21 protein-coding genes are annotated in these 21,781 nt (G+C 61.1%); 4 read left to right on the top strand and 17 right to left on the bottom strand.

Annotated features, from left to right (window positions below; all coding sequences use genetic code 11):
• Positions 1 to 4: 4 nt before the first annotated feature.
• Complete coding sequence (gene dusB, locus CN673_RS17765; protein WP_099867752.1) at positions 5 to 1,006, bottom strand: tRNA dihydrouridine synthase DusB; 1,002 nt, start codon at positions 1,004 to 1,006, stop codon at positions 5 to 7.
• A gap of 261 nt (positions 1,007 to 1,267) precedes the next feature.
• On the opposite strand from dusB, the gene CN673_RS17760 reads away from it, so the two are divergent.
• Positions 1,268 to 2,494, top strand: coding sequence for a bifunctional 2-C-methyl-D-erythritol 4-phosphate cytidylyltransferase/2-C-methyl-D-erythritol 2,4-cyclodiphosphate synthase (locus CN673_RS17760; protein WP_099867751.1), 1,227 nt, complete (start codon positions 1,268 to 1,270; stop codon positions 2,492 to 2,494).
• Positions 2,491 to 2,988: a CinA family protein gene (locus CN673_RS17755; RefSeq protein WP_099867750.1), complete on the top strand. Its 498-nt coding sequence runs from the start codon at positions 2,491 to 2,493 to the stop codon at positions 2,986 to 2,988. The genes CN673_RS17760 and CN673_RS17755 overlap by 4 nt, the downstream gene beginning before the upstream one ends.
• Here the strand turns inward: CN673_RS17755 and CN673_RS17750 are convergent, their stop codons facing one another.
• The 16 genes from CN673_RS17750 to tpiA all read right to left on the bottom strand — a co-directional run bounded on the left by CN673_RS17750 (position 2,989) and on the right by tpiA (position 18,695).
• On the bottom strand, positions 2,989 to 3,468 hold the full coding sequence (locus CN673_RS17750; RefSeq protein ID WP_099867749.1) for a type II toxin-antitoxin system RatA family toxin: 480 nt from the start codon (positions 3,466 to 3,468) through the stop codon (positions 2,989 to 2,991). It abuts the gene before it with no gap.
• Between the two features lie 6 nt (positions 3,469 to 3,474).
• Positions 3,475 to 4,446, bottom strand: a complete 972-nt coding sequence (gene lipA / locus CN673_RS17745; RefSeq protein WP_099867748.1) for a lipoyl synthase — start codon at positions 4,444 to 4,446, stop codon at positions 3,475 to 3,477.
• A 127-nt stretch (positions 4,447 to 4,573) separates the two neighbouring features.
• Entirely contained in the window at positions 4,574 to 4,828 is a 255-nt protein-coding gene (locus tag CN673_RS17740) for a GlsB/YeaQ/YmgE family stress response membrane protein (RefSeq protein ID WP_099867747.1), read from the bottom strand.
• 103 nt (positions 4,829 to 4,931) lie between these two features.
• Positions 4,932 to 6,377 (bottom strand): dihydrolipoyl dehydrogenase, encoded by a 1,446-nt coding sequence (gene lpdA, locus CN673_RS17735; protein WP_099867746.1) that lies wholly within the window; start codon positions 6,375 to 6,377, stop codon positions 4,932 to 4,934.
• Positions 6,378 to 6,397: 20 nt separating this feature from the next.
• Complete coding sequence (locus CN673_RS17730; RefSeq protein ID WP_099867745.1) at positions 6,398 to 7,036, bottom strand: SGNH/GDSL hydrolase family protein; 639 nt, start codon at positions 7,034 to 7,036, stop codon at positions 6,398 to 6,400.
• 10 nt (positions 7,037 to 7,046) lie between these two features.
• A complete protein-coding gene (locus CN673_RS17725) occupies positions 7,047 to 8,420 on the bottom strand; it encodes a pyruvate dehydrogenase complex dihydrolipoamide acetyltransferase (RefSeq protein WP_099867744.1) in 1,374 nt (457 codons plus the stop codon).
• Between the two features lie 15 nt (positions 8,421 to 8,435).
• Positions 8,436 to 9,845: a pyruvate dehydrogenase complex E1 component subunit beta gene (locus tag CN673_RS17720; protein ID WP_099867743.1), complete on the bottom strand. Its 1,410-nt coding sequence runs from the start codon at positions 9,843 to 9,845 to the stop codon at positions 8,436 to 8,438.
• Between the two features lie 19 nt (positions 9,846 to 9,864).
• Positions 9,865 to 10,941, bottom strand: coding sequence for a pyruvate dehydrogenase (acetyl-transferring) E1 component subunit alpha (pdhA, locus tag CN673_RS17715; protein ID WP_099867742.1), 1,077 nt, complete (start codon positions 10,939 to 10,941; stop codon positions 9,865 to 9,867).
• Between the two features lie 150 nt (positions 10,942 to 11,091).
• Complete coding sequence (locus tag CN673_RS17710; RefSeq protein WP_099867741.1) at positions 11,092 to 11,400, bottom strand: FtsB family cell division protein; 309 nt, start codon at positions 11,398 to 11,400, stop codon at positions 11,092 to 11,094.
• A gap of 154 nt (positions 11,401 to 11,554) precedes the next feature.
• Positions 11,555 to 12,829: a phosphopyruvate hydratase gene (eno, locus tag CN673_RS17705; RefSeq protein WP_099867740.1), complete on the bottom strand. Its 1,275-nt coding sequence runs from the start codon at positions 12,827 to 12,829 to the stop codon at positions 11,555 to 11,557.
• Between the two features lie 166 nt (positions 12,830 to 12,995).
• Positions 12,996 to 13,556 (bottom strand): DUF992 domain-containing protein, encoded by a 561-nt coding sequence (locus tag CN673_RS17700; RefSeq protein WP_099867739.1) that lies wholly within the window; start codon positions 13,554 to 13,556, stop codon positions 12,996 to 12,998.
• 166 nt (positions 13,557 to 13,722) lie between these two features.
• On the bottom strand, positions 13,723 to 14,553 hold the full coding sequence (gene kdsA, locus CN673_RS17695) for a 3-deoxy-8-phosphooctulonate synthase (protein ID WP_099867738.1): 831 nt from the start codon (positions 14,551 to 14,553) through the stop codon (positions 13,723 to 13,725).
• Positions 14,554 to 14,557: 4 nt separating this feature from the next.
• Entirely contained in the window at positions 14,558 to 15,433 is an 876-nt protein-coding gene (locus tag CN673_RS17690) for a VOC family protein (protein WP_099867737.1), read from the bottom strand.
• 109 nt (positions 15,434 to 15,542) lie between these two features.
• Complete coding sequence (gene pyrG, locus CN673_RS17685) at positions 15,543 to 17,171, bottom strand: CTP synthase (RefSeq protein ID WP_099867736.1); 1,629 nt, start codon at positions 17,169 to 17,171, stop codon at positions 15,543 to 15,545.
• A gap of 147 nt (positions 17,172 to 17,318) precedes the next feature.
• The gene (gene secG / locus CN673_RS17680; RefSeq protein ID WP_099867735.1) at positions 17,319 to 17,810 is read right to left on the bottom strand and encodes a preprotein translocase subunit SecG; all 492 of its coding nucleotides are present in this window, start codon (positions 17,808 to 17,810) and stop codon (positions 17,319 to 17,321) included.
• A gap of 120 nt (positions 17,811 to 17,930) precedes the next feature.
• Positions 17,931 to 18,695, bottom strand: a complete 765-nt coding sequence (gene tpiA, locus CN673_RS17675; RefSeq protein WP_099867809.1) for a triose-phosphate isomerase — start codon at positions 18,693 to 18,695, stop codon at positions 17,931 to 17,933.
• Positions 18,696 to 18,852: 157 nt separating this feature from the next.
• Between tpiA and CN673_RS17670 the strand changes: the two genes are divergently transcribed.
• Both CN673_RS17670 and trpD read left to right on the top strand, forming a co-directional pair.
• Positions 18,853 to 20,733: a peptidylprolyl isomerase gene (locus CN673_RS17670; protein ID WP_099867734.1), complete on the top strand. Its 1,881-nt coding sequence runs from the start codon at positions 18,853 to 18,855 to the stop codon at positions 20,731 to 20,733.
• An 18-nt stretch (positions 20,734 to 20,751) separates the two neighbouring features.
• Positions 20,752 to 21,771 carry an anthranilate phosphoribosyltransferase gene (gene trpD, locus CN673_RS17665; protein ID WP_099867733.1) on the top strand — a complete coding sequence of 340 codons (1,020 nt, stop codon included), beginning with the start codon at positions 20,752 to 20,754 and terminating at the stop codon, positions 21,769 to 21,771.
• Positions 21,772 to 21,781: the final 10 nt, after the last annotated feature.

The raw sequence follows: 21,781 nt of genomic DNA, 5'->3' as shown, positions 1-21,781 counted from the left end.
GCCACTATGCGGCCTCTGGCATTGCGTAGTCGTTGAAGATGCTCTGCAGAGCCTCCGAAACCGCACCGGCATCCGGTGACGTCATCACCTTGCGCCTCAGCGCTTCAGGAGCCACCGGCGCGTGCAGAGCCATATAGGCCGCCAGATGCTTGCGCGCTTGCCGCACGCCCAACGCCGCGCCGTAATGGGAGAGGATCATGTCGTAGTGTTCCAGAACAATCGAAAGAATGGCGGCCGGCTGCGTCGGATGGTTCGTCGATCCCGCGAGAGCGCCGGGTAGCCATGGACGGCCCTGCGCAGCACGCCCGACCATGACGGCATCGGCCCCAGATGCCTCGACGATCGCACGACAGTCGGCGATGCTTTCGATGTCCCCATTGGCGACCAAAGGTACGGAGAGGACGTCCTTGACGGCACGGATCGCGTGCCAGTCGGCGCGCCCTTCGTAGAATTGGCAGCGCGTGCGGCCGTGGACGGTCACGAGCGCGACACCGGCATTCTCCGCCCGCGCCGCGATCATGGGCGCATTGATCGAATTGTCGTCCCACCCGAGACGCATCTTCAACGTCACCGGTATGTCTACTGCCCCGACCGTCGCCTCGACCAGGCCAAGCGCGTGATCCGGATCGCGCATCAGCGCCGAACCGGAATAGCCGCCGGTCACCCTCTTGGCGGGGCAGCCCATGTTGATGTCGACGATGTCGGCGCCCTCACCTTCCGCAATGCGCGCTGCCTCGGCCATCCATCCGGCTTCGCGGCCAGCCAACTGCACGATATGCACGAAACCGGCGTCACGGCGCATCCGGCGGACCGAATCGGCCGAACTACCGACGAGCTCGCGACTGGCGATCATTTCCGTCACGACCATTCCCGCCCCGAACCGGTGCGCAAGTTGCCGAAATGGCAGATCGCTGACGCCTGACATGGGTGCCAGCGCGACACGATTGGGCAGTGTTACCCCGCCTACGCGCAAAGGCCGGGAAAGATCCGTCAACGTGGAATGCATCTGTGAAAGGCACCTTTCGATCGTGCCTGTTTTTTAGCCATGATAGCCGGTCTTGCCAAGGGGCAATTGGCGTTAGCGCCAGAATTTTCGTGTGACGCGGCATTCGGCGTTCGCGCATTGGCGCAGCACACCCGCCGACAGTTGCCCAGCGGTGCGGGAAGCTCTTTCGCCTGCCAGGGAAAGGCACTAGACGATGGAATGGCAAATTCAGAAGCGCGCTTAGAGCGTCGCAATGCGTCAGGAGAAAGGCGGTTTCACGCGATGGCTTTGGAGATGAAGAGCGTCGGCGCGGTCATCGTCGCGGCTGGTCGCGGAGAACGGGCCGGCGATCCAGGAAATGGTCCGAAGCAGTATCGCGATGTCGCGGGGCGTCCGGTGCTCAGCTGGACGCTCGAGCGGTTCGCGTCTCATCCCGCGATCGGACCGATCGTCGTCGTCATCCATCCGGATGATGAGGCGTTGTTCGCGACGGCTGTCGCACGCTTGCCCGTTTCAGATCGGTTTCGGACCGTTTTCGGTGACCGCACACGCCAGATGTCGGTGCGCCGTGGCCTGGAAGCGCTCGCGGCGCATGCGCCCAGTCACGTCCTCATTCACGATGGCGTACGCCCATTTGTCGACGTTGCCATGATCGACCGCGTGCTGATGGGCCTTCGAGATGGCGGCGACGCGATCCTGCCTGCTCAGGCCGTCAACGACACGCTGAAGGCGGCGACCATCGGACGCCGTGTGATCAGGACCGTTTCGCGCGAAAATCTCTATGCGGCACAGACGCCGCAGGGCTTCGCGTTCGCCCCGATCCTCGAGGCACACAGGCGCGCCGCTGTATCGGCGGACGATGGCTTCACGGACGATGCCTCCATCGCCGAATGGGCGGACATGGTCGTGCGGATTGTCGATGGCTCAACTGACAATCTCAAGATCACGCTGCGCGAGGACCTCGCGATCGCCGATCGCAAGATGCATCGTTTGAATGGCATGGAAAAACCCGTCCTGCCTGACGTTCGAACCGGCAATGGATATGACGTGCATGCGCTCGTTCCGGGCAGCCAGGTGACGCTTTGCGGGGTCGCCATCGATCACGACAAGACGTTATCCGGCCACTCCGACGCCGACGTCGGCTATCATGCCCTGACGGATGCGCTCTTGGCGACGTGTGGCGCCGGCGACATCGGCGACCACTTTCCACCCACCGATGAAAAATGGCGCGGCGCCGCCTCTCGCATATTTCTCAGCAGCGCCCGTGATATCGTCACCAAGGCAGGCGGCACGATCATGAACGCCGACGTCACCCTTATCTGCGAAGCGCCGCGCATCGGTCCGCACCGTTCGGCCATGCGTGCGGCGATGGCACGGGATCTTCAGATTTCGCTAGCCCGCTGCTCGGTCAAGGCGACCACGAATGAAAGGATCGGGTTCGTAGGGCGCGAGGAAGGGATCGCCGCCATCGCAACGGCAACAGTGGTCTATTCGGAGATCGACAGATGAATGATGCCGACATTCAAGCTCTGGCAGAGGACGTCGTCAAGCGCGCCAGGGAACGCAAGGTGGTCCTCGCAACGGCCGAATCGTGCACCGGCGGCATGATCGCCGCCGCGATCACGGATATCGCAGGTGCTTCCGATATCTTCGATCGCGGTTTCGTCACCTACTCCAACGATGCCAAGAAACAGATGCTCGACGTGAAGAGCGAAACCTTGGGACGGCACGGCGCCGTCTCCAGCCAGACAGCCCAGGAGATGGCATTCGGCGCCTTGTCGAACTCTTCCGCCGACATCGCCGTCTCGGTGACGGGAATAGCTGGCCCAGGCGGCGGTTCGCCTGAAAAGCCGGTCGGACTTGTGTATCTGGCTGTATCCGAACTGGACGGCAAGACCCATGTGGTCGATCACCAATTCGGCGATATCGGCCGTGACGCAATCCGGCGGCAGACCGTTGGTGCGGCGCTCAAGGCCTTTCTGGCGGCGATGGACGGCGACTGATCAGGAGGAAGCCCCACTGGCGGATTGCGAGCGGCCATAGACCGCATCGGCACGGCGCTCGAAAGCCTCGGCGAATGTGCGAAACGCACGATCGAACATCGTGCCCATCAGCATCCCGAGCATGCGGCTTCGAAATTCGTAGTCGATGAAAAAATGAACCTTGCACGCGGCCGGGCCTACCGGCTCAAATTCCCATCGATTGTCGAGGTAGCGAAATGGACCATCGATGTATTTCACGTTGATCCTGTTTTCCTCTGGCTTCAAGAGCACCTGTGTCGAGAAGGTCTCGCGAATGGCCTTGTAGCCGACGGTCATGTCCGCAACGAGCAGCGCCTTGCCCCCATCGCCCTCCTTGCGCGAGCGGACGGACAGCGATTCACACAAGGGAACGAACTCGGGATATCGCTCCACATCGGCCACGAGCGCGAACATGTCGCTTGCTGAATGGCCTGCGGTGCGCGTCGTTTGAAACTGAGGCATTGCCGGTCAGACGCCCTGCTGCTTCAATTTCTTTTCCCTCGCCAGACGCAATTTGGCGAAATCGTCCCCGGCGTGGTGCGATGAACGGGTGAGCGGACTGGCCGAAACCATCAGGAAGCCCTTGGTGTACGCGACCGTCTCGTAGGACTTGAATTCTTCCGGCGTGACGAACTTGACGACGCGGTGATGCTTGCGGGTCGGCTGAAGGTACTGACCGATGGTCAGGAAATCGATGTCGGCGGTGCGAAGGTCGTCCATGAGCTGCAGGACCTCGTTTCGCTCTTCGCCGAGCCCGACCATGATCCCCGATTTGGTGAAGATCGTCGGGTCCAGTTCCTTCACGCGCTGCAGCAGGCGGATCGAATGGAAATAGCGGGCGCCTGGGCGGACGGTCAGATAGTTGGAGGGAACCGTCTCCAGATTGTGATTGAAGACGTCCGGCTTGGCAGCCACCACCTGTTCGAGCGCGCCGGGCTTGCGCAGAAAATCCGGTGTGAGAATTTCGATCGTTGTTCCAGGGGCCAGGCGTCTGATCGCCTCGATCACCTCGACGAAGTGCTGCGCGCCCCCATCTGCCAGATCGTCGCGATCGACCGATGTGATGACCACATGGTTCAGGCCCATTTGAGCGACGGCCTTTCCGACATTTTCCGGCTCGTCGGGATCGAGTGCATGGGGCAGACCGGTCGCGACATTGCAGAACGCACAGGCGCGCGTGCAAATCTCGCCCATGATCATGAAAGTGGCGTGTTTCTTGTCCCAGCATTCACCGATGTTGGGACAGCCTGCTTCCTCACAGACGGTCACGAGCTTGTGCGACTTAACGATTTCGCGGGTTTCGCGGTAGCCCTTGGACGTCGGCGCCTTGACGCGGATCCAATCTGGCTTTCTGGCGACCTCCGTATCCGGCCGGTGGGCCTTTTCCGGATGACGCACGCGCGCCGTGCCGCTTGCGATCGTATCGAGGACGGTGACCATTATCGCTCCCGTTTGCGGCCCATGGGGCCTCATCGTCACATGGTCAGGTTATAGTCACTCATCGATGCAAATGTAAGGCCGCCACGATGCATGGCGGCCTTCTTGAAACGCATAGCGAACAGGGTTTCTATCGCCTGATCGCACGACCCAGCGCAATCAGGATGCAGGCGCCGATAAACCCGACGATCAGGTATATCAGCACGCCGGTTCCCGTATAGATGCCGAGGATGCTCAGGAGGAAGTTGAGCAACGCAGCACCAATGATGCCCAGAATGATGTTCATGAAGATACCGTGATCGGTCTTCATGAACTTTTCGGCGAGCCACCCGGCAATGCCGCCTACGATGATGGCGCCGATCAGCCCCATTCCGTTCAGATCCATGACCCCGTCTCCTTTCGCGTGCGTGAAGTCGAACAAGAAACGTGGCAGGAAAGGGGCGGTTCCCGGTTAATGCGATTTTACTGATAAATCCGCCAGTTGCACATCATGCGTTGAGCACGCGGCCGTAGGCGTCGAGCACACTTTCCTTCATCATCTCGGACAAGGTCGGATGCGGGAAGATGGTGTGCATGAGCTCTTCCTCGGTCGTCTCGAGATTCATGGCCACTACAAAACCCTGGATGAGTTCTGTTACTTCCGCGCCAACCATATGCGCGCCGAGGAGTTCCCCCGTCTTCTTGTCGAAGATCGTCTTGATCAGACCGTTGTCCTCACCAAGCGCGATCGCCTTGCCGTTCGCGCCGAATTGGAAACGGCCGACACGGATATCACGGCCCGCTTCCTTCGCTTTTGCTTCCGTCAGCCCGACACTCGCCACCTGCGGGTGACAGTAGGTGCATCCGGGAATCTTGTTCTTGTCCATTGCGTGGACGCCCGGTACGGCGGCGATCTTCTCGATACAGATGACACCTTCATGCTCGGCCTTGTGAGCCAGCATCGGCGGGCCGGCGACATCGCCGATCGCATAGATGCCGTCGACATTCGTCTTGCCATAGCCGTCAGTGACGATGCAGCCCTTCTCGGTCTTGATGCCGAGTTTTTCGAGTCCGAGATTTTCGGTGTTGCCCTGAACGCCAACCGCGGAGATCAGCCGATCCGCCGTGATCTTCTGCGTCTTTCCGTCCTTCGTCTCGACATGGGCGGTGACGGAGTTCGCCGCCTTTTCCACCTTGGCGACCTTGGCGTCGGTTATGATCTTCATACCACGCTTTTCCAGCGCCTTACGGGCGATGGCGGAAATCTCCGCGTCCTCGACGGGCATGATCGTCGACATCAGCTCGACGACGGTGACGTCGCAGCCCATGGAGCGGTAGAACGATGCGAATTCGATGCCGATGGCGCCGGACCCCATGACAATCATGGACTTGGGCATTTCATTCGGAACCATGGATTCAAAATACGTCCAGATCAGCTTGCCGTCAGGCTCGATGCCCGGGAGCGTGCGCGGTCGGGCGCCGGTTGCGAGAATGACGTGCTTGGCCTGATAGGTCCCCTCGCCCTTGGTGCCTTTCGGCGCCGGCGGCTGCGGTTCCATGGCCTTCTTCTTCATCTTGGAGACCTTGATCTCTCCGGGCTTGGTCAGTTCCGCTTCACCCCAGATCACATCGATTTTGTTCTTCTTCATCAGAAAGCCGACGCCGCCGTTGAGCCGCAACGAGACGCCGCGTGAGCGCTTGACGACATCCTCCACTTTCGCGGTCATCTTGCCGTCCAATGTAAGACCATAATCCTTCGCATGATTGGCGTGGTCGAGGATTTCGGCCGAGCGCAGCAGGGCCTTGGTCGGAATGCAGCCCCAATTGAGGCAGATGCCGCCCATGTGTTCGCGCTCGACGATGGCCGTCTTCAAGCCCAGCTGTGCGGCGCGGATGGCCGTCACATAGCCGCCCGGCCCGGAGCCGATGATGATGACGTCGTAGCTGTCAGCCATGGAACGTTCCTTCCCGCAAGTTAAAGTCCGAGCATGACCCGGACGATTGGCGCCAGGCCCTTGCCGATGGCGCGCGTGTTTTCGGCGTCGAGGTGAACGCCGTCGAGTGGCGTCGTGGTGGCAACGGAGGCGGCATCGAAGAAGCCACAACCCATTTCGTCTGCCAGGTCGGCGTAGTAGGAGGCGATCATCTTGGATTCCTCGATCGATCCGGCATAGATCGCCCCGAAGATGGGGTTCGCCGTTTCACAGAGCACTGGCGGTGCGACAAGCAGGACGTCGGGTGGATCGCTTTCCTGGCGCCAGGCATGGTGCTTCACCTGTTCGACCAGGCGCTCCATGCCCAGCATGGCGTCGATCGCCCGGCCCGCCACCTTCGGCTTCATGTCGTTCGAGCCAAGCATGATGACGACCAGATCGAGCGGCTCATGGCTCGAAAGCAGCGTTGGCAGCATCTTGGTCCCGCTGCGCTCGGCCAGTGCCGTCGGGTCGTCATAGGCGGTGGTGCGACCGCCGAGGCCTTCGGCGATCACATGAACGCCATCGCCCAGCGCCTTCTGCAGTACGTTCGGCCAGCGATACCCGAAGGGATGCCGCCCGCCGGTCTCGGCGTCGGCACCCCAGGTAAGGGAATCGCCGAAGCACAGAACGGTCTTCATGACCGTTCTCCTAGACCAGCATACCCATCGGGTGCTCGATATAGCGCTTGAAAGCGGCGAGCAGTTCCGCCCCCAGCGCACCGTCGACACAGCGATGGTCGGTCGAAAGCGTAACGGTCATGACTTCCGCAATGGCAAGGTCGCCGTTCTTCACGACCGGACGCTTCTCTCCCGCGCCGACCGCCAGGATCGTTGCATGCGGCGGGTTGATGACGGCCGAGAAATTCTTGACGCCCATCATGCCCATGTTGGAAACCGCCGTCGTTCCGCCCTGATACTCCTCCGGCTTCAGCTTGCGTTCCTTGGCCCGTTTGCCAAGATCCTTCATCTCGTTGGAAATCGCCGACAGTGTCTTTTCTTCGGCCTTGCGGATGATCGGCGTGATCAGCCCGCCTGGGATCGAGACGGCAACGCCGACATCGGCATGCTTGTGCTTGACCATTGCCGACTCGGTCCACGACACATTGGCATCGGGAACGTCCCTGAGCGCGAGAGCCAGCGCCTTGATGACCATGTCGTTGACCGAAAGCTTGTAGGCAGGCTTCTCGTCCTTCGCGGGCGCCGCCTCGTTCAGCTGCTTGCGCAGCGCCAGCAATGCATCGAGCTCGCAATCGACCGCGACGTAGAAATGCGGGATCGTCTGTTTGGCTTCAACGAGACGTTTGGCGATCGTCTTGCGCATGCCGTCATGCGCGACGAGTTCATACGAACCTTCGGCGAAATTCTTAAGAACCTGCGCATCGCTCGGCGCCTTGGCCGTCGGAGCGGCTGCGCCATCGCCGACACTGCCAGCCGACTTCGCCGCACCGCCCTTTGCAGCCGCCTCGATGTCGGTTTTCACGATCCTGCCTTTCGGGCCTGAGCCCGAGACGGCAGAGAGGTCAAGACCGGCCTCTTTCGCCATGCGGCGCGCGAGCGGTGATGCAAAGATGCGTTCGCCGTTCTTCCTCGGCGCTTCGGTGCCGGCAGTCGGTGTCTTGTCGGCGATAGGCTTGGCATCGGCCGGCGCAGTCCCGCCATCCGGCTGCGCCTGTTTCGAAGCGCCCGCTTCGGACTGCGCATCCTTCTTACGCTCTTCCTTTGCAGATTTCTCGGCCGCACCGTCCGATCCGCCGCCCTTGGCAGCCTCGCTCACATCTTCACCCTCTTCGGCGAGTACGGCGATGACCGCATTGACCTTGACGCCCTCGGTCCCTGCGGGAACGACGATCTTGGCGACCGTTCCCTCATCGACGGCCTCCACTTCCATCGTTGCCTTGTCGGTTTCTATTTCGGCGATCACATCGCCAGAGGAGACGGTATCTCCCTCCTTCACGAGCCACTTCGCCAGATTGCCCTCTTCCATTGTCGGAGACAGGGCGGGCATTGTGATGTTGATTGGCATCTCGTCCGCCCTCCCTCAGGCTTTGTAAGTGACGGCTTTCACTGCATCGACGACTTCCTGGACATTCGGCAGTGCCAGCTTCTCCAGATTGGCCGCATAGGGCATCGGAACATCCTTGCCGGCGACCGTGACGATCGGCGCATCTAGATAGTCGAAAGCCTGCTGCATCACGCGGGTAGCGATTTCCGTTCCTACGGACGACTGCGGGAAACCCTCCTCCACCGTCACCAGGCGCCCCGTTTTCTTGACCGATTCGATGACGGTCGGCAGGTCCATCGGGCGGATCGTGCGAAGGTCGATCAGTTCGACATCGATATCCATGCCGGCCAACTCTTCGGCGGCCTTCACGGCGTAGGTCATGCCGATGCCGAACGAGACGATCGTTGCATCGCTCCCGGTCTTGTGGATGCGCGCTTTGCCGATCGGCAGGACGAAATCGTCCATCTTCGGCACATCGAATGTCTGTCCGTAGAGAATCTCGTTCTCCAGGAAGATGACCGGATTCGGGTCACGGATTGCGGCCTTGAGCAGCCCTTTTGCGTCGGCAGCCGTATAGGGCATCACGACCTTCAGTCCGGGAATATGACCATACCACGCGGCATAACACTGAGAGTGCTGTGCGGCGACGCGCGCCGCTGCACCATTCGGACCACGGAAGACGATCGGCGCACCCATCTGGCCGCCGGCCATGTAGAGCGTCTTGGCTGCAGAATTGACGATCTGGTCGATCGCCTGCATCGCGAAATTGAAGGTCATGAATTCGACGATCGGCTTCAGCCCGGCCATTGCCGCGCCAACGCCCACACCGGCAAAACCATGCTCGGTGATCGGCGTATCGACGACGCGCTTGGCGCCGAATTCGTCCAGCAGGCCTTGCGTGATCTTGTAGGCGCCCTGATATTCCGCGACCTCCTCACCCATGATGAATACGTCGCCGTCGCGGCGCATCTCCTCGGCCATCGCGTCGCGCAGCGCTTCGCGCACGGTGGTAGGCACCATCTCCGTGCCTTCGGGAATGTCGGGATCGGACTGCACGTCCGCTTTCGGCAGCGCCGGGGCCTTTTCCGACTTGTCGGACGCGTCCTCGGCTTTGTCGTTGTCCTGCGCATCTGATGCGGAAGCGTCCGACGACTTGGCAGCATCCTTCTTGCCGCCACTGGCGGCAGCTTCCGCAGCGTCTTCGCCCTCCTCGGCAAGGATGGCGATCACGGCATTGACCTTGACGTTCTCGGTTCCTTCGGAAACCACGATCTTTGCGATCGTGCCTTCATCGACCGCCTCGACCTCCATCGTCGCCTTGTCGGTCTCGATTTCGGCGATCACGTCACCCGCGGTGACATTGTCGCCTTCCTTCTTGAGCCATTTGGAAAGTGTGCCCTCTTCCATCGTCGGCGACAGCGCGGGCATCAGAATTTCTACGGACATGTGCGTCTCTCCCGCGCGCTTAGATCAGAATGTCGGTGTAGAGCTCGGACGCGTCCGGCTCCGGATTCTGCTGGGCAAAATCAGCGCTGTCGGCGACGTTGTCGCGAACCTTCTTGTCCATTGCCTTGAGTTCGTCCTCGCTTGCCCATTTCTTGTCGAGGAGTCGCTTGCGAACCTGCTCGATGGGATCCTGTTCCGAGCGCATCTTCTGCACTTCGTCCTTCGTGCGGTACTTGGCCGGGTCGGACATCGAATGCCCGCGATACCGGTATGTGAGCATCTCCAGGATGATCGGACCGTTTCCGGAACGGCAGTGCTCGGCGGCCAGATCGCCCGCAGCCTTGACCGCACGCACGTCCATGCCATCGACCTGAATGCCGGGAATATTGAACGACGCCCCGCGCTGCGAGAAATCCTGCTGTGCCGAAGCGCGCGCCACCGACGTACCCATGGCGTACCGGTTGTTCTCGATGATGTAGACGACCGGTAGCTTCCAGAGCGCCGCCATGTTGAAGCTCTCATAGACCTGGCCCTGATTGGCCGCGCCGTCACCGAAATAGGTCAGAGAGATGTTGTCGTTCTCGCGGTAACGGTTGGCAAAGGCAAGGCCGGTCCCCAGCGACACCTGTGCGCCGACAATGCCATGGCCACCGTAGAAGCCCTTCTCTTTCGAGAACATGTGCATCGAGCCGCCCTTGCCGCGCGAATAGCCATCCTTTCGCCCGGTCAGCTCTGCCATCACGCCGCGCGGGCTCATGCCGGTCGCCAGCATATGGCCATGGTCGCGATAGCCGGTGATGACCTGATCGCCTTCCTTCAGCGCCATCTGCATGCCGACGACGACCGCTTCCTGCCCGATATACAGATGGCAGAAGCCGCCGATGAATCCCATGCCATAGAGCTGGCCGGCCTTCTCCTCGAAGCGGCGGATCAGCAGCATATCGTTGTAGGCCTGGAGCTCTTCCTCCTTCTTGAAGTCGACGGGCGCAGGCGCGGCGATTGAGGATTTGCCGCTGCCGGATGTCGATCTTGCAGGAGACTTTCTTGCCGATGTCGCTCGACGAGCGGAAGACGACGCGGACTTGCGCGGAGCCATGCATTCCTCCCAACACAACGTTTCTTGTTGCAGGAAAGGTAAGCTAAAGCTTGGAAAGCAGCAACAGCGCAAATGCATAGCTTGCTTGCAAGCTATCTCATTGAATTTTATGAACTTAGTTCGAATTAACTGAATTTGCGTTAATTCATATCAGCGGTATATCGTGATCTCGTTATCGCGCGAGACGTTGAGCAGGGCGCGCGCCTGCTGATCCAGCATGTCGCGTTCAAGCGTCGCGCTGTCGAGAAGCGCAACGCGCCGCTCCATCTGCTTGCGCTGCTCCACCAGATCGGCAAGCTTCGCTTCGAGCTGCATGGATCGGTGTTCCAAGTGCATCTTGGAATTCAACCCGAACGCGCCATGCACGGCATGGAAGCCGAAATAGGTGAAAAACGCAATGGCGATGGCCGGCACCACGAGACGGCCGATCGGGGATTTCTTTTTTTGCCGGGTCCACATTCTACGCACTACTTCTGGATCGAGGAACGCCTGGAGCATGCCACGAACGTGCTTAATGGACGGTTAGCGGCGGCCGAATGCAAATGGCCCCGTCCGTTGTCGGGGCCATTTGAGATTGGATACGTTCCCTCGTCGCTGAGCAGCAATCGCCGGCTCAAGCCCGCAGAATGTCGGTCCCGGCGTACCTAGCCTGAACGCCGAGTTCTTCCTCGATCCGGATCAGCTGGTTGTATTTGGCGAGCCGGTCGGAGCGGGCGAGCGAACCCGTCTTGATCTGACCGCAGTTGGTCGCGACGGCGAGGTCGGCGATCGTTGAATCTTCCGTTTCGCCAGAGCGATGTGACATCACGGCGGTGTAATTCGCCTTGTGCGCCATCGTCACCGCTTCGAGGGTCTCGCTCAATGTGCCGATCTGGTTGACCTTGACGAGGATCGAGTTCGCTACGCCCATCTTGATGCCGTCCCTCAGGCGGGCCGGGTTGGTGACGAAAAGATCATCCCCGACGAGCTGACACCTGGAGCCGATCTTTTCGGTCAGAGCCTTCCAGCCATCCCAGTCGTCTTCGGCCATGCCGTCCTCGATCGAGATGATGGGATATTTGCCGGCCAGTTCGACCAGATAATCGGCCATGGCTTCCGGCTCGAGTGTGCGCCCTTCGCCCTTCAGCACATATTTCCCGTCCTGGAAGAATTCGGTGGACGCGCAGTCGAGAGCCAGGAACATGTCCTCGCCGGGCGCATAGCCCGCCTTCTCGATCGCCTTCATGATGAAATCGAGGGCGGCGGGGGCGCTTTCGATGTTGGGGGCGAATCCGCCTTCATCTCCGACATTGGTGTTGTGGCCTTGCGCCTTGAGTTCCTTCTTCAACGTATGAAAGACCTCGGCGCCCATCCTTACCGCATCCTTCAACGTCGGCGCGCCGACCGGCATGATCATGAATTCCTGGAAGTCGATCGGATTGTCGGCATGCTCGCCGCCGTTGATGATGTTCATCATCGGCACAGGCAGGGTGTGCGCATGGATCCCGCCGACATAGCGGTAGAGCGGCAGTGTATTCGCCTCCGCGGCTGCCTTGGCGACGGCGAGCGACACGCCGAGGATTGCGTTGGCGCCGAGGCGGGACTTGTTCTGCGTCCCGTCGAGTTCGATCATCAGGTTGTCGATGTGTATCTGGTTTTCCGCTTCGAGACCGGACAAGGCATCGAAGATTTCGCCGTTTACCGACTCGACGGCCTGCTCGACACCTTTGCCGAGATACCGCTCGCCGCCGTCACGCAGTTCGACCGCCTCATGGGCTCCGGTCGAGGCGCCGGACGGCACCGCCGCACGCCCCATCGACCCATCTTCCAGTATGACATCGACTTCGAGGGTGGGATTTCCCCGGCTGTCGAGAATTTCACGTCCGATGATGTCGACGATGGCGGTCATGGCGTTTCCTTTCTGGCCGTTGGCAGGCAAGCGCTGAATTGCCTGCCCTCTTAACGCAGATGAAGGAAAACACAATGCGCCCGAGCAGCCGGGCTGTGCGGCTGCGAAACGAAGACGGCTCCGTTCCAGGAAACGAAGCCGTCATTCCGAGCTTTTATACCGTTGATCAGTAGGCGCTGGCGGCTTGATTGACTGGATTGAGCGTCATTGACGTACCGGCGGCCGCAAGGTTCAGGCCGAGCTGTCCGGTGACGCTCACCGTCTGGAGGTGAACAGATCCGGATGTTCCGCCAACCAGAACGTTTGCGCCCACACCGGCGCCAACCGTTGCCTCTGCGGAAATGCCTTCGTAGAGGCCGCCGAGCGAACCTTCGTGATAGCCTGCAGTCGGGGCGAACACAGCCCAGACCAGCCGCTGGTTCGACGTATAGCCGAGATCGACGCCAAGCTTGCGGATCGTCCCGCTGTAGGCATCCAGCGGTTCGCTGCCCATGGCTGAACGGAAAACGCAATCGACCGACTTGGCCGACCCGATGACGTAGCCAAGCCCGCTGCCGACCGAGCAGTCGAGAAAGCCGATGCGAACACCATCCCGCGGGCCCGTTTCCTGATAGACCATAGGCGCTTGCGGCGCGGGAGCCGGCGCGCCCATGTCCGCGGCCTGGGCCAGCGCTGCTGCGCCGAGTGTTGCGGAGAGGAACGTCACGGTGGCGACTAGCTTCTTCATTCTGATACTCCTTGATGCATTGCGCTGGGCGAAGCGGCGTTCCACCCGCGCACCTGCCCGGAAACGCACGTGAGGAACAATCGATCCCTGCACAATCAAGGCGATCTGATGGCAGCCAGAATTACCAAGCGTGTTGATCGCGACATTGCCTCGGGTTGTCGCTGGCTCAGCGTTTTGCCACGGCGTCGAATGCCATCAAGCGCTCAAGCAGGCGACGCATCTCCGTGAGCGGCACCATGTTTGGCCCATCGGACGGCGCGTTGTCGGGATCCTCGTGAGTCTCGACGAATACGCCGGCAACGCCCACGGCAACGGCGGCGCGGGCCAGGGTTTCGACAAACTCGCGTTGGCCGCCGCTCGAACCACCCTGCCCGCCCGGTTGCTGCACCGAGTGCGTCGCGTCGAAGATGACCGGTGCTCCGAGGGCCGCCATGATCGGCAAGGACCGCATATCCGAAACAAGCGTATTGTAGCCAAAAGACGCGCCGCGCTCTGTCAGCAGCACGTCGGAATTGCCGCTTTCGGTTATCTTTTCCAGCACGTTCCGCATGTCCCATGGCGCAAGGAACTGCCCCTTCTTCACGTTGATCACCCGGCCGGTGCGTGCGGCGGCGATGAGGAGGTCCGTCTGGCGGCAGAGAAAGGCCGGGATCTGAAGGATGTCCGCGACCTCCGCGACCACCGGGCATTGGGCTTCATTGTGAATGTCCGTCAGGATCGGCAGCCCAAGCTCCTTCTTGATGTCCGCAAACACCGCAAGGCTTTTTTCCAGCCCAAGGCCGCGCGTCCCGCCGAGCGAGGTGCGATTGGCCTTGTCGAAGGAGGACTTGTAAACAAGACCGATGCCAAGTTCGCTGCAAAGCTCCTTCAGGCTGCCCGCCATCATGAACGCGTGCTCGCGGCTTTCCATCTGACATGGCCCGGCAATCAGCGTCAGCGGTCCGCTGTTGGAAAAAGTGGCGGAACCCGCCTTGACCTCGGCATTGGGCGCGACCATCAGTCTACTCCTGCTCGAAGATGAAGAATGCGCCCTGGCCGATCGCCGGATCGACGACAATGCGCTCACCGATCTGTCGATAACTAATGCCATTGCGATTGAATGCCGCGGTCGGGATAGCAAGGTCCTCGACCCCGAACACGATACCTTCAAATCGCAAGCCCCGGCCATGCGGGGCACGTGTGGAGCCGAAATAGGCACGAAACCCTTCAGGGGTCAGGACGGATATCGTTGAATTCGCCGATGCGAGGTCCATCCCGAAGGAGTGCGATTGAACCTCGCGCTGGCCAATGACGTCCTGGAGCAGATACTGGAAATCCGTGGGGTTCGGTTCCACGGCAACAACGCGAGAAATGCTCATCGCGCCATTGTCATGCCGCTGCAGGGCCGACCGGTCGACCCTCGGCACGTTGATGCGCTGGCAAGTGAAGAAAAACGCGTCCGGCGCGCGCAAATCCGCCGCGAACGCCAAGCGGAAGGATGCCTCTTCTTCCGCGCCGTCCGGTGCGCGAAACGCGCGGGAAAATGTCAGCATGTCGCCCGCGGAAATCCCTGCCGCCGCGAAGGCGCGATGATCAGCCTCCGCATCGTCGGTACCCATGACGATGGCGGAGAAGCCTTCCAGTCCTCGGCGGAACCGGAACGCCTGGTCGCGAGCCACGAAAACGTTGCCGGCGCGCGCCTCGGCTTCACAGGTCTCGCGCTGATGGATCGCCAACGGCTCAACGAAGGTATCGTCCGCGAAATACACGCAGGCGTTCTCGGTGCCGAAAGGGTGTTCGCCGCGCGGAGCGACGGTGAAGCCCAGCGCCGTATAGCGTTCGCGCGATGCATCGAGGTCGGCAACCGGCAAAACGAGGTGATCGAGGGAATGAAGCATCAGGGACCAACCATGCGAGCGGGCGAAAACAATGGCTGCTCATGCACGGCAGATCGCCTCCTCGTCAACTCCTGCCTGCGCAAGCGCAAGGTGCGCGGGCATGAGCGGTTCAGAACAGCCGGCTCTGCTCCACCGCCGCTTCGATAAAGCTGGCAAAGAGCGGATGCGGCTCCAGGGGGCGGCTTTTCAGCTCCGGGTGATACTGAACACCAATGAACCAGGGATGATCAGCATATTCGATGGTTTCCGGCAGCACACCATCCGGCGACATGCCGGAGAAGGTGAGCCCCGCCTCCTCCAGCCGCTCCTTGTAGTCGACATTGACTTCGTAGCGGTGGCGATGGCGCTCGGAAATGTCCGTCGAACCATAGACTTCGGCGATCTTCGTACCTGCCTTGAGGTCTGCCTTGTAGGCGCCGAGACGCATCGTGCCGCCGAGATCGCCTGCCGCGGACCGCTTCTCCAGCATGTTGCCCTTGAGCCATTCGGTCATCAATCCGACGACAGGTTCCTTTGCCGGACCGAATTCGGTGGACGAGGCTGCCTCCATGCCGGCAAGCGACCGGGCCGCCTCGATGACCGCCATCTGCATGCCGAAACAGATGCCGAAATAGGGCACCTTGCGCTCGCGCGCGAACCGGGCGGCGAAGATCTTGCCTTCCGCGCCACGCTCGCCGAAGCCGCCGGGAACCAGAATGCCGTGCACCTTCTCCAACCAGGGCGCCGGATCCTCCTTCTCGAAAATCTCCGACTCGATCCACTCGAGCTTGACCTTCACGCGATTGGCGATCCCGCCATGATGCAGCGCTTCGATCAGCGACTTATAGGCGTCCTTGAGGCCGGTATACTTGCCGACGATGGCAATCGTGACGGTGCCCTCCGGCGTATGGATCCGATCCGAGACCTCCTGCCAGCGCTCCAGCCGCGGCTTTGGGGCCGGTTCGATGGCGAACGCAGCGAGCACCTCGTCGTCGAGACCTTCCTTGTGATACGCCATCGGCACATCGTAGATGTTGGCAACGTCAAGCGCCTGAATGACGGCCGAGGGGCGGACGTTGCAGAACAGTGAAAGCTTGCGGCGCTCGTCCGACGGGATTTCTCGATCAGCACGCACGAGCAGGATATCCGGCGCGATGCCGAGGGCCTGCAATTCCTTCACCGAATGCTGCGTCGGTTTGGTCTTTAGTTCACCGGCCGCCGCAATGAATGGCATCAACGTCAGGTGCACGTAGATCGCATTGCCACGAGGCAGGTCATTGCCGAGCTGGCGGATCGCCTCGATGAACGGCATTGCCTCGATGTCGCCGACCGTCCCCCCAATCTCGCAGAGCACGAAATCATACTCGTCATTGCCGTCCAGCACGAAATTCTTGATTTCGTTGGTGACGTGCGGAATGACCTGGACGGTCGCGCCGAGGTAGTCGCCGCGGCGTTCCTTGTCGAGAATGTTCTTGTAGAGCCGGCCGGTGGTGATGTTGTCCGACTGCGTCGCCGAACGGCCGGTAAATCGCTCGTAATGGCCGAGATCAAGATCGGTCTCCGCCCCATCGTCGGTAACGAAAACCTCACCGTGCTGGGTCGGGCTCATCGTGCCCGGATCGACATTGAGGTAGGGATCGAGCTTCTTCAGCCGCACGCGGTAACCGCGCGCCTGCAGCAGTGCGCCAAGTGCCGCTGCTGCAATGCCTTTGCCGAGTGAGGAAACCACGCCGCCAGTGATGAATACATATCGCGCCATGGGCTTACCTCGTTAGTCTCTCAGTCATGATTCCGCCAGTCGAAAATGCGCTGGCGTGGCAAATTCTGTGGACGCATCGTCGCGCGATGCACAAAGAAAATGCGGCGCCGAACCGGCACCGCATCGAAAATGGTTGACCCAGCCGGATTATTGGCCGGTCGGAACACCGGGGCTGGCCGGCTCGCTCTGTGGCGCGCTATCACCCGCATCACCTTCCGGCGCGACCTGATCGGTGTCAGCGTCGGCGCCTGTGGCAGGGGCCGCCTCGCCTTCGTCCAATGCTGCGGGAACGTCGGCCTGGCCATCGGGAGTCGTTTCCGTCTGAGGCGCACCCGAACCGCCGAGCTGGTCAAGAATCCCCTCGCCGCTGCCTTCCGTCTGCTGCTCGATCCGGTCGAGGATGCTGCTCGGTCCCTCTGAATAGCGAGCCAGAATGCCCAGCGACAGGGAGGTGATGAAGAAGGCAAACGCCAGAATGCCGGTTATCCGCGTCAATGCGTTGCCCGATGAGCGCGACGACATCATGTTGCCGCCACCACCGCCAATCCCCAGGCCGCCGCCTTCGGAGCGCTGCAACAGAACGACCGCGACGAGCGCGAGCACGATCATGAGGTGGATGACGATCAATACGGTTTGCATAGGCAATTCCTGCCGGATTTGGCAATGTTCGGGAAATCAGCGGCTGCTCTACACGAGCACCGTCGGCTTTCCAACCCCATTGCGTGGGGCCCGGCGTCTTTTCCGTGGCCCATCAAGATGTCAGAGCGAGTTGTACGCGGCACAGATGGCGAGAAAGTCGGTTGCTTTCAAGCTGGCGCCACCGACAAGTGCCCCGTCGACGTTCTGGATCGCCATGAGCTCGGCCGCATTGCCAGGCTTGACCGATCCGCCGTAGAGCAGACGCATATGCCGGGCTTCTTCACCAAGACGCTCGAGCAGACAGTCCCGTATGAACGCGTGAGCCTCCGCCACGTCGGCGACTGTCGGCGTCACCCCGGTTCCGATCGCCCAGACCGGTTCATAGGCAATGATCGTATTTTCTGCCGTCGCTCCGTCGGGAACCGACCCGGCAAGCTGTTCACCGATCACCGGGAGCGTGTTGCCGGACTTTCTGGCTGCCTCCGTTTCCCCGATGCAGATCACCGCGCACAGTCCGGCGCGCCAGGCCGCCTCTGCCTTGCGAGAAACGGTTTCGTCGTCTTCCCCGTGATCGGCGCGTCTTTCCGAATGTCCGACAATGACGTGAGTGCCCTGGCAATCCTCGATCATTTCGGCGGAAACGTCGCCGGTGTGCGCACCGGCCTCCTGCCAATGACAATCCTGCGCACCGACAAAAAGCGGACTGTCCTCAGCAATCGCCGTCGCGACATAAAGCAGCGTCGTTGGCGGGCAAAGCAGCATGTCGATGGCTTCAAAGGCCGAGGCGCCCGCCCCATCGGCGATATCGCGGACCTGATCGAGGCTTTCGCGCAGCCCGTTCATCTTCCAGTTGCCCGCTACCAGCGGCTTGATGCCTGGGGTCATGCCTTCCTCTTCTCGCTCGATGGCCTTGATCGGCTTCGCTCTATCAAACTGGCGCTGCAAAGCAAACGCACGATAGGAACTGGCATTTACGCCGGGACCCTTCGTCGCTAGAACACGGACGCACTGGCATTCGCCATCAAGGGAACAACGAAAAGACATGCTGACACTGCTGCGAAAAGGCGCCCAGACCTGGGTGGCAAAAATTCTCTTTCTCCTGCTTCTGGCGTCATTTGCCGTCTGGGGGGTAAGCGGATCGATGTTTTCAGGCGGCGGCGACACGGTGGTCACCGTAGGCGATACCGAGGTGTCGGCGACGGAGTTCCGTCTTGCTTACGATCGCCAGTTGTCGCTGCTCTCCCAGCAGTTCGGCCAGCGCTTGTCCAGCGAACAGGCACGCGCATTCGGCGTCGAGAACCAGGTTTATCGACAGATGGTGGCCGGCGCGGCGCTCGACGAACAGGCGAGCGAGATGGGACTCGGGCTGTCGGAGGATCGACTGGCAGGCCTCATCGCGGAAGATCCGGCCTTCCAGGGCACTGACGGACGTTTCGACCGACAGAACTTCGCGATGGTCCTCAACAATGTCGGCATGAGCGAAGACGACTATATTCGCAGCCGCCAGCAAGATGCGGTTCGCACGCAGATCATCGAAGCCGTGGGCGACGGCTTCGCCTATCCAGATACAATGCTGGATGCGATTGCGCGCCACCGGGCAGAGACCAGAACGCTCGATTACGTTCTCGTCGACGAATCCATGATCGAACCGGTCGGCACTCCGGACGACGAAACCCTGCAGGCCTATTTCGAAGAAAACAGCGATCGCTACCGTGCGCCAGAGTATCGTAGTTTCGCCTATGTCACATTGACGCCTGAAGCAGTGGCCGATCCGCAGTCAATCTCGGACGAAGCCGTAAAGGCCGATTACGAGGCGCATGCAGACCAATTCACGACGCCGGAGCGTCGTACGCTGGACCAACTCGTCTTTTCCGACCCGCAAGCGGCCGAGGCCGCCGCTGACGCGATCGCCGATGGCGCCAGTTTCGAAGATGTCGTCGCCGATGCCGGGCGGACCATGGAAGATGTCCGCATCGGCAGCTTCACCCGCGACTCAATGTCCAATCCCGCCCTTGCCGAGGCGGCCTTCGCCATTCCCGCGGAAGGCGGCGTCAGCGATGTCGTAGAGGGACCTTTCGGCCCCGTGATTTTGCGCGTTGCGGAGATCGAGGAAGGCAGCAGCGAACCTTTGGCACAGGTCGAGCAGCAGATCCGCGAAGAATTGGCCCTTCGTGACGCAAGCGACATCATTTTCGATGTCTACAACAGCTACGAGGATGCGCGCGCCGGTGGTGCGTCCCTGCAGGAAGCGGCACAGCAGCAGCAACTGGAGCCGGTCGTCGTTGAGGCGATCGATCGCAGCGGTCAGACGCCGGACGGCGAGATCCTTGAAGATCTGCCACTGTCGCAGCAATTGATCGCTGACGTCTTCGAAAGTGACATCGGCGTCGAAGCACCGGCGCTCTCGATCGGGTCGAATGGCTATGTCTGGTTCGAAGTCCTCGACATCGAAGAGGAGCGCGACCAGTCTCTCGATGAGGTTCGCGACGAAGTCGTCGCTGATTGGCAGGCGGAACAGACTGCTGCCGCGCTGGAGGCGCGCGCCGCGGAACTGCAGGAAAGACTGACCGATGGTGAGGCGCTGCAGGCGATCGCTGCCGATCTCGATACGACGGTGCAGACGGAATATGGTCTCCAGCGCACGTCCGAGGATCAGATCTTTGGCCCGGCCGCCATTGCCGCGGCATTCGGCGGTCCCGAGGGACACGTGGCCACCAGCCGAGCCGCCAACGGCTCCGGCCATGTATTGATGCAGGTCGAAGAGGTCGCGATGTCTGCCTCCAATGCACTGTCGGACGAGGAACGAGAGGCGATTGCGCAAAGCGGTTACAGCGACCTGCTCGACCAGCTCGTCAATTCGCTGCAGACGCGCTATCCGGTTCAGATCAACCAGTCGCTCGGCCAGCAGGCCTTGTCGTTCTAGACACCGGCAGGACGTCCAATGGCCGATATGAAGAGCTACATCGCAAAAGCCGCATCGGGCGAGGCCCTCAGTCGCGAAGAAGCACGCGCCGCCTTCGACGTGATGATGTCGGGCAATGCGACCCCGACGCAGATCGGCGGCCTGCTGATGGCATTGCGCGTCCGGGGCGAGACGGTCGACGAACTGGTCGGCGCGGTTGGAACGATGCGTGCCAAGATGACGCCGGTCGAAGCGCCCGCAGATGCGATGGACATCGTCGGCACCGGCGGTGACGGCTCCGGCACGTACAACGTATCCACGTGTACCGCCTTCGTTGTCGCCGCATGCGGCATACCCGTGGCAAAGCACGGCAACCGCGCCCTTTCGTCCAAATCCGGTACGGCCGACGCCTTGATGGCGCTCGGTGTGAACATCGAACTCAAGCCTGCGGGAATCTCTGCGTGCATTCGCGAAGCCGGCATCGGCTTCATGTTCGCCCCGTCCCATCATGCCGCCATGCGCCATGTCGGCCCGAGCCGCGTCGAACTCGGTACGCGCACCATATTCAATCTGCTCGGACCGCTTGCCAATCCGGCCGGTGCCAAACGGCAATTGCTCGGCGTCTTCTCCGCCGACTGGCTCGAGCCGATGGCCAATGTCTTGAAGGACCTAGGCTCCGAGCGCGTGTGGGTCGTCCATGGTGATGGCCTCGACGAGATGACGACAACAGGAACGACAAAAGTCGTCGCGCTGGAGAATGGGACCTTGTCGCGGTTCACTATCGAACCGGAATCGGTCGGCCTGGCCCGTGTTGAACTCGATGCCCTGAAAGGCGGCGATGGGGCGCACAACGCCCGGGCGTTGCGTGAAGTGCTGTCGGGCGCGCACAATGCCTATCGGGACATCACCGTTCTGAATGCCGCAGCATCGCTGGTCATCGGCGGCAAGGTGGACCGGATCGAGGATGGAATCGTGATGGCACAACAGGCGATCGATGAAGGGCGCGCGCTGGCGGTGCTCGACACGCTCGTTGCCGTATCGAATCGGCAAGGCGTCTAGGAGGATCACC

The sequence above is a fragment of the Neopararhizobium haloflavum genome (genome assembly GCF_002750855.1).
Lineage (GTDB): Bacteria > Pseudomonadota > Alphaproteobacteria > Rhizobiales > Rhizobiaceae > Georhizobium > Georhizobium haloflavum.
Note: the sequence above shows the minus strand (reverse complement) of the source record. Positions and strands in the feature narration are given on the sequence as shown.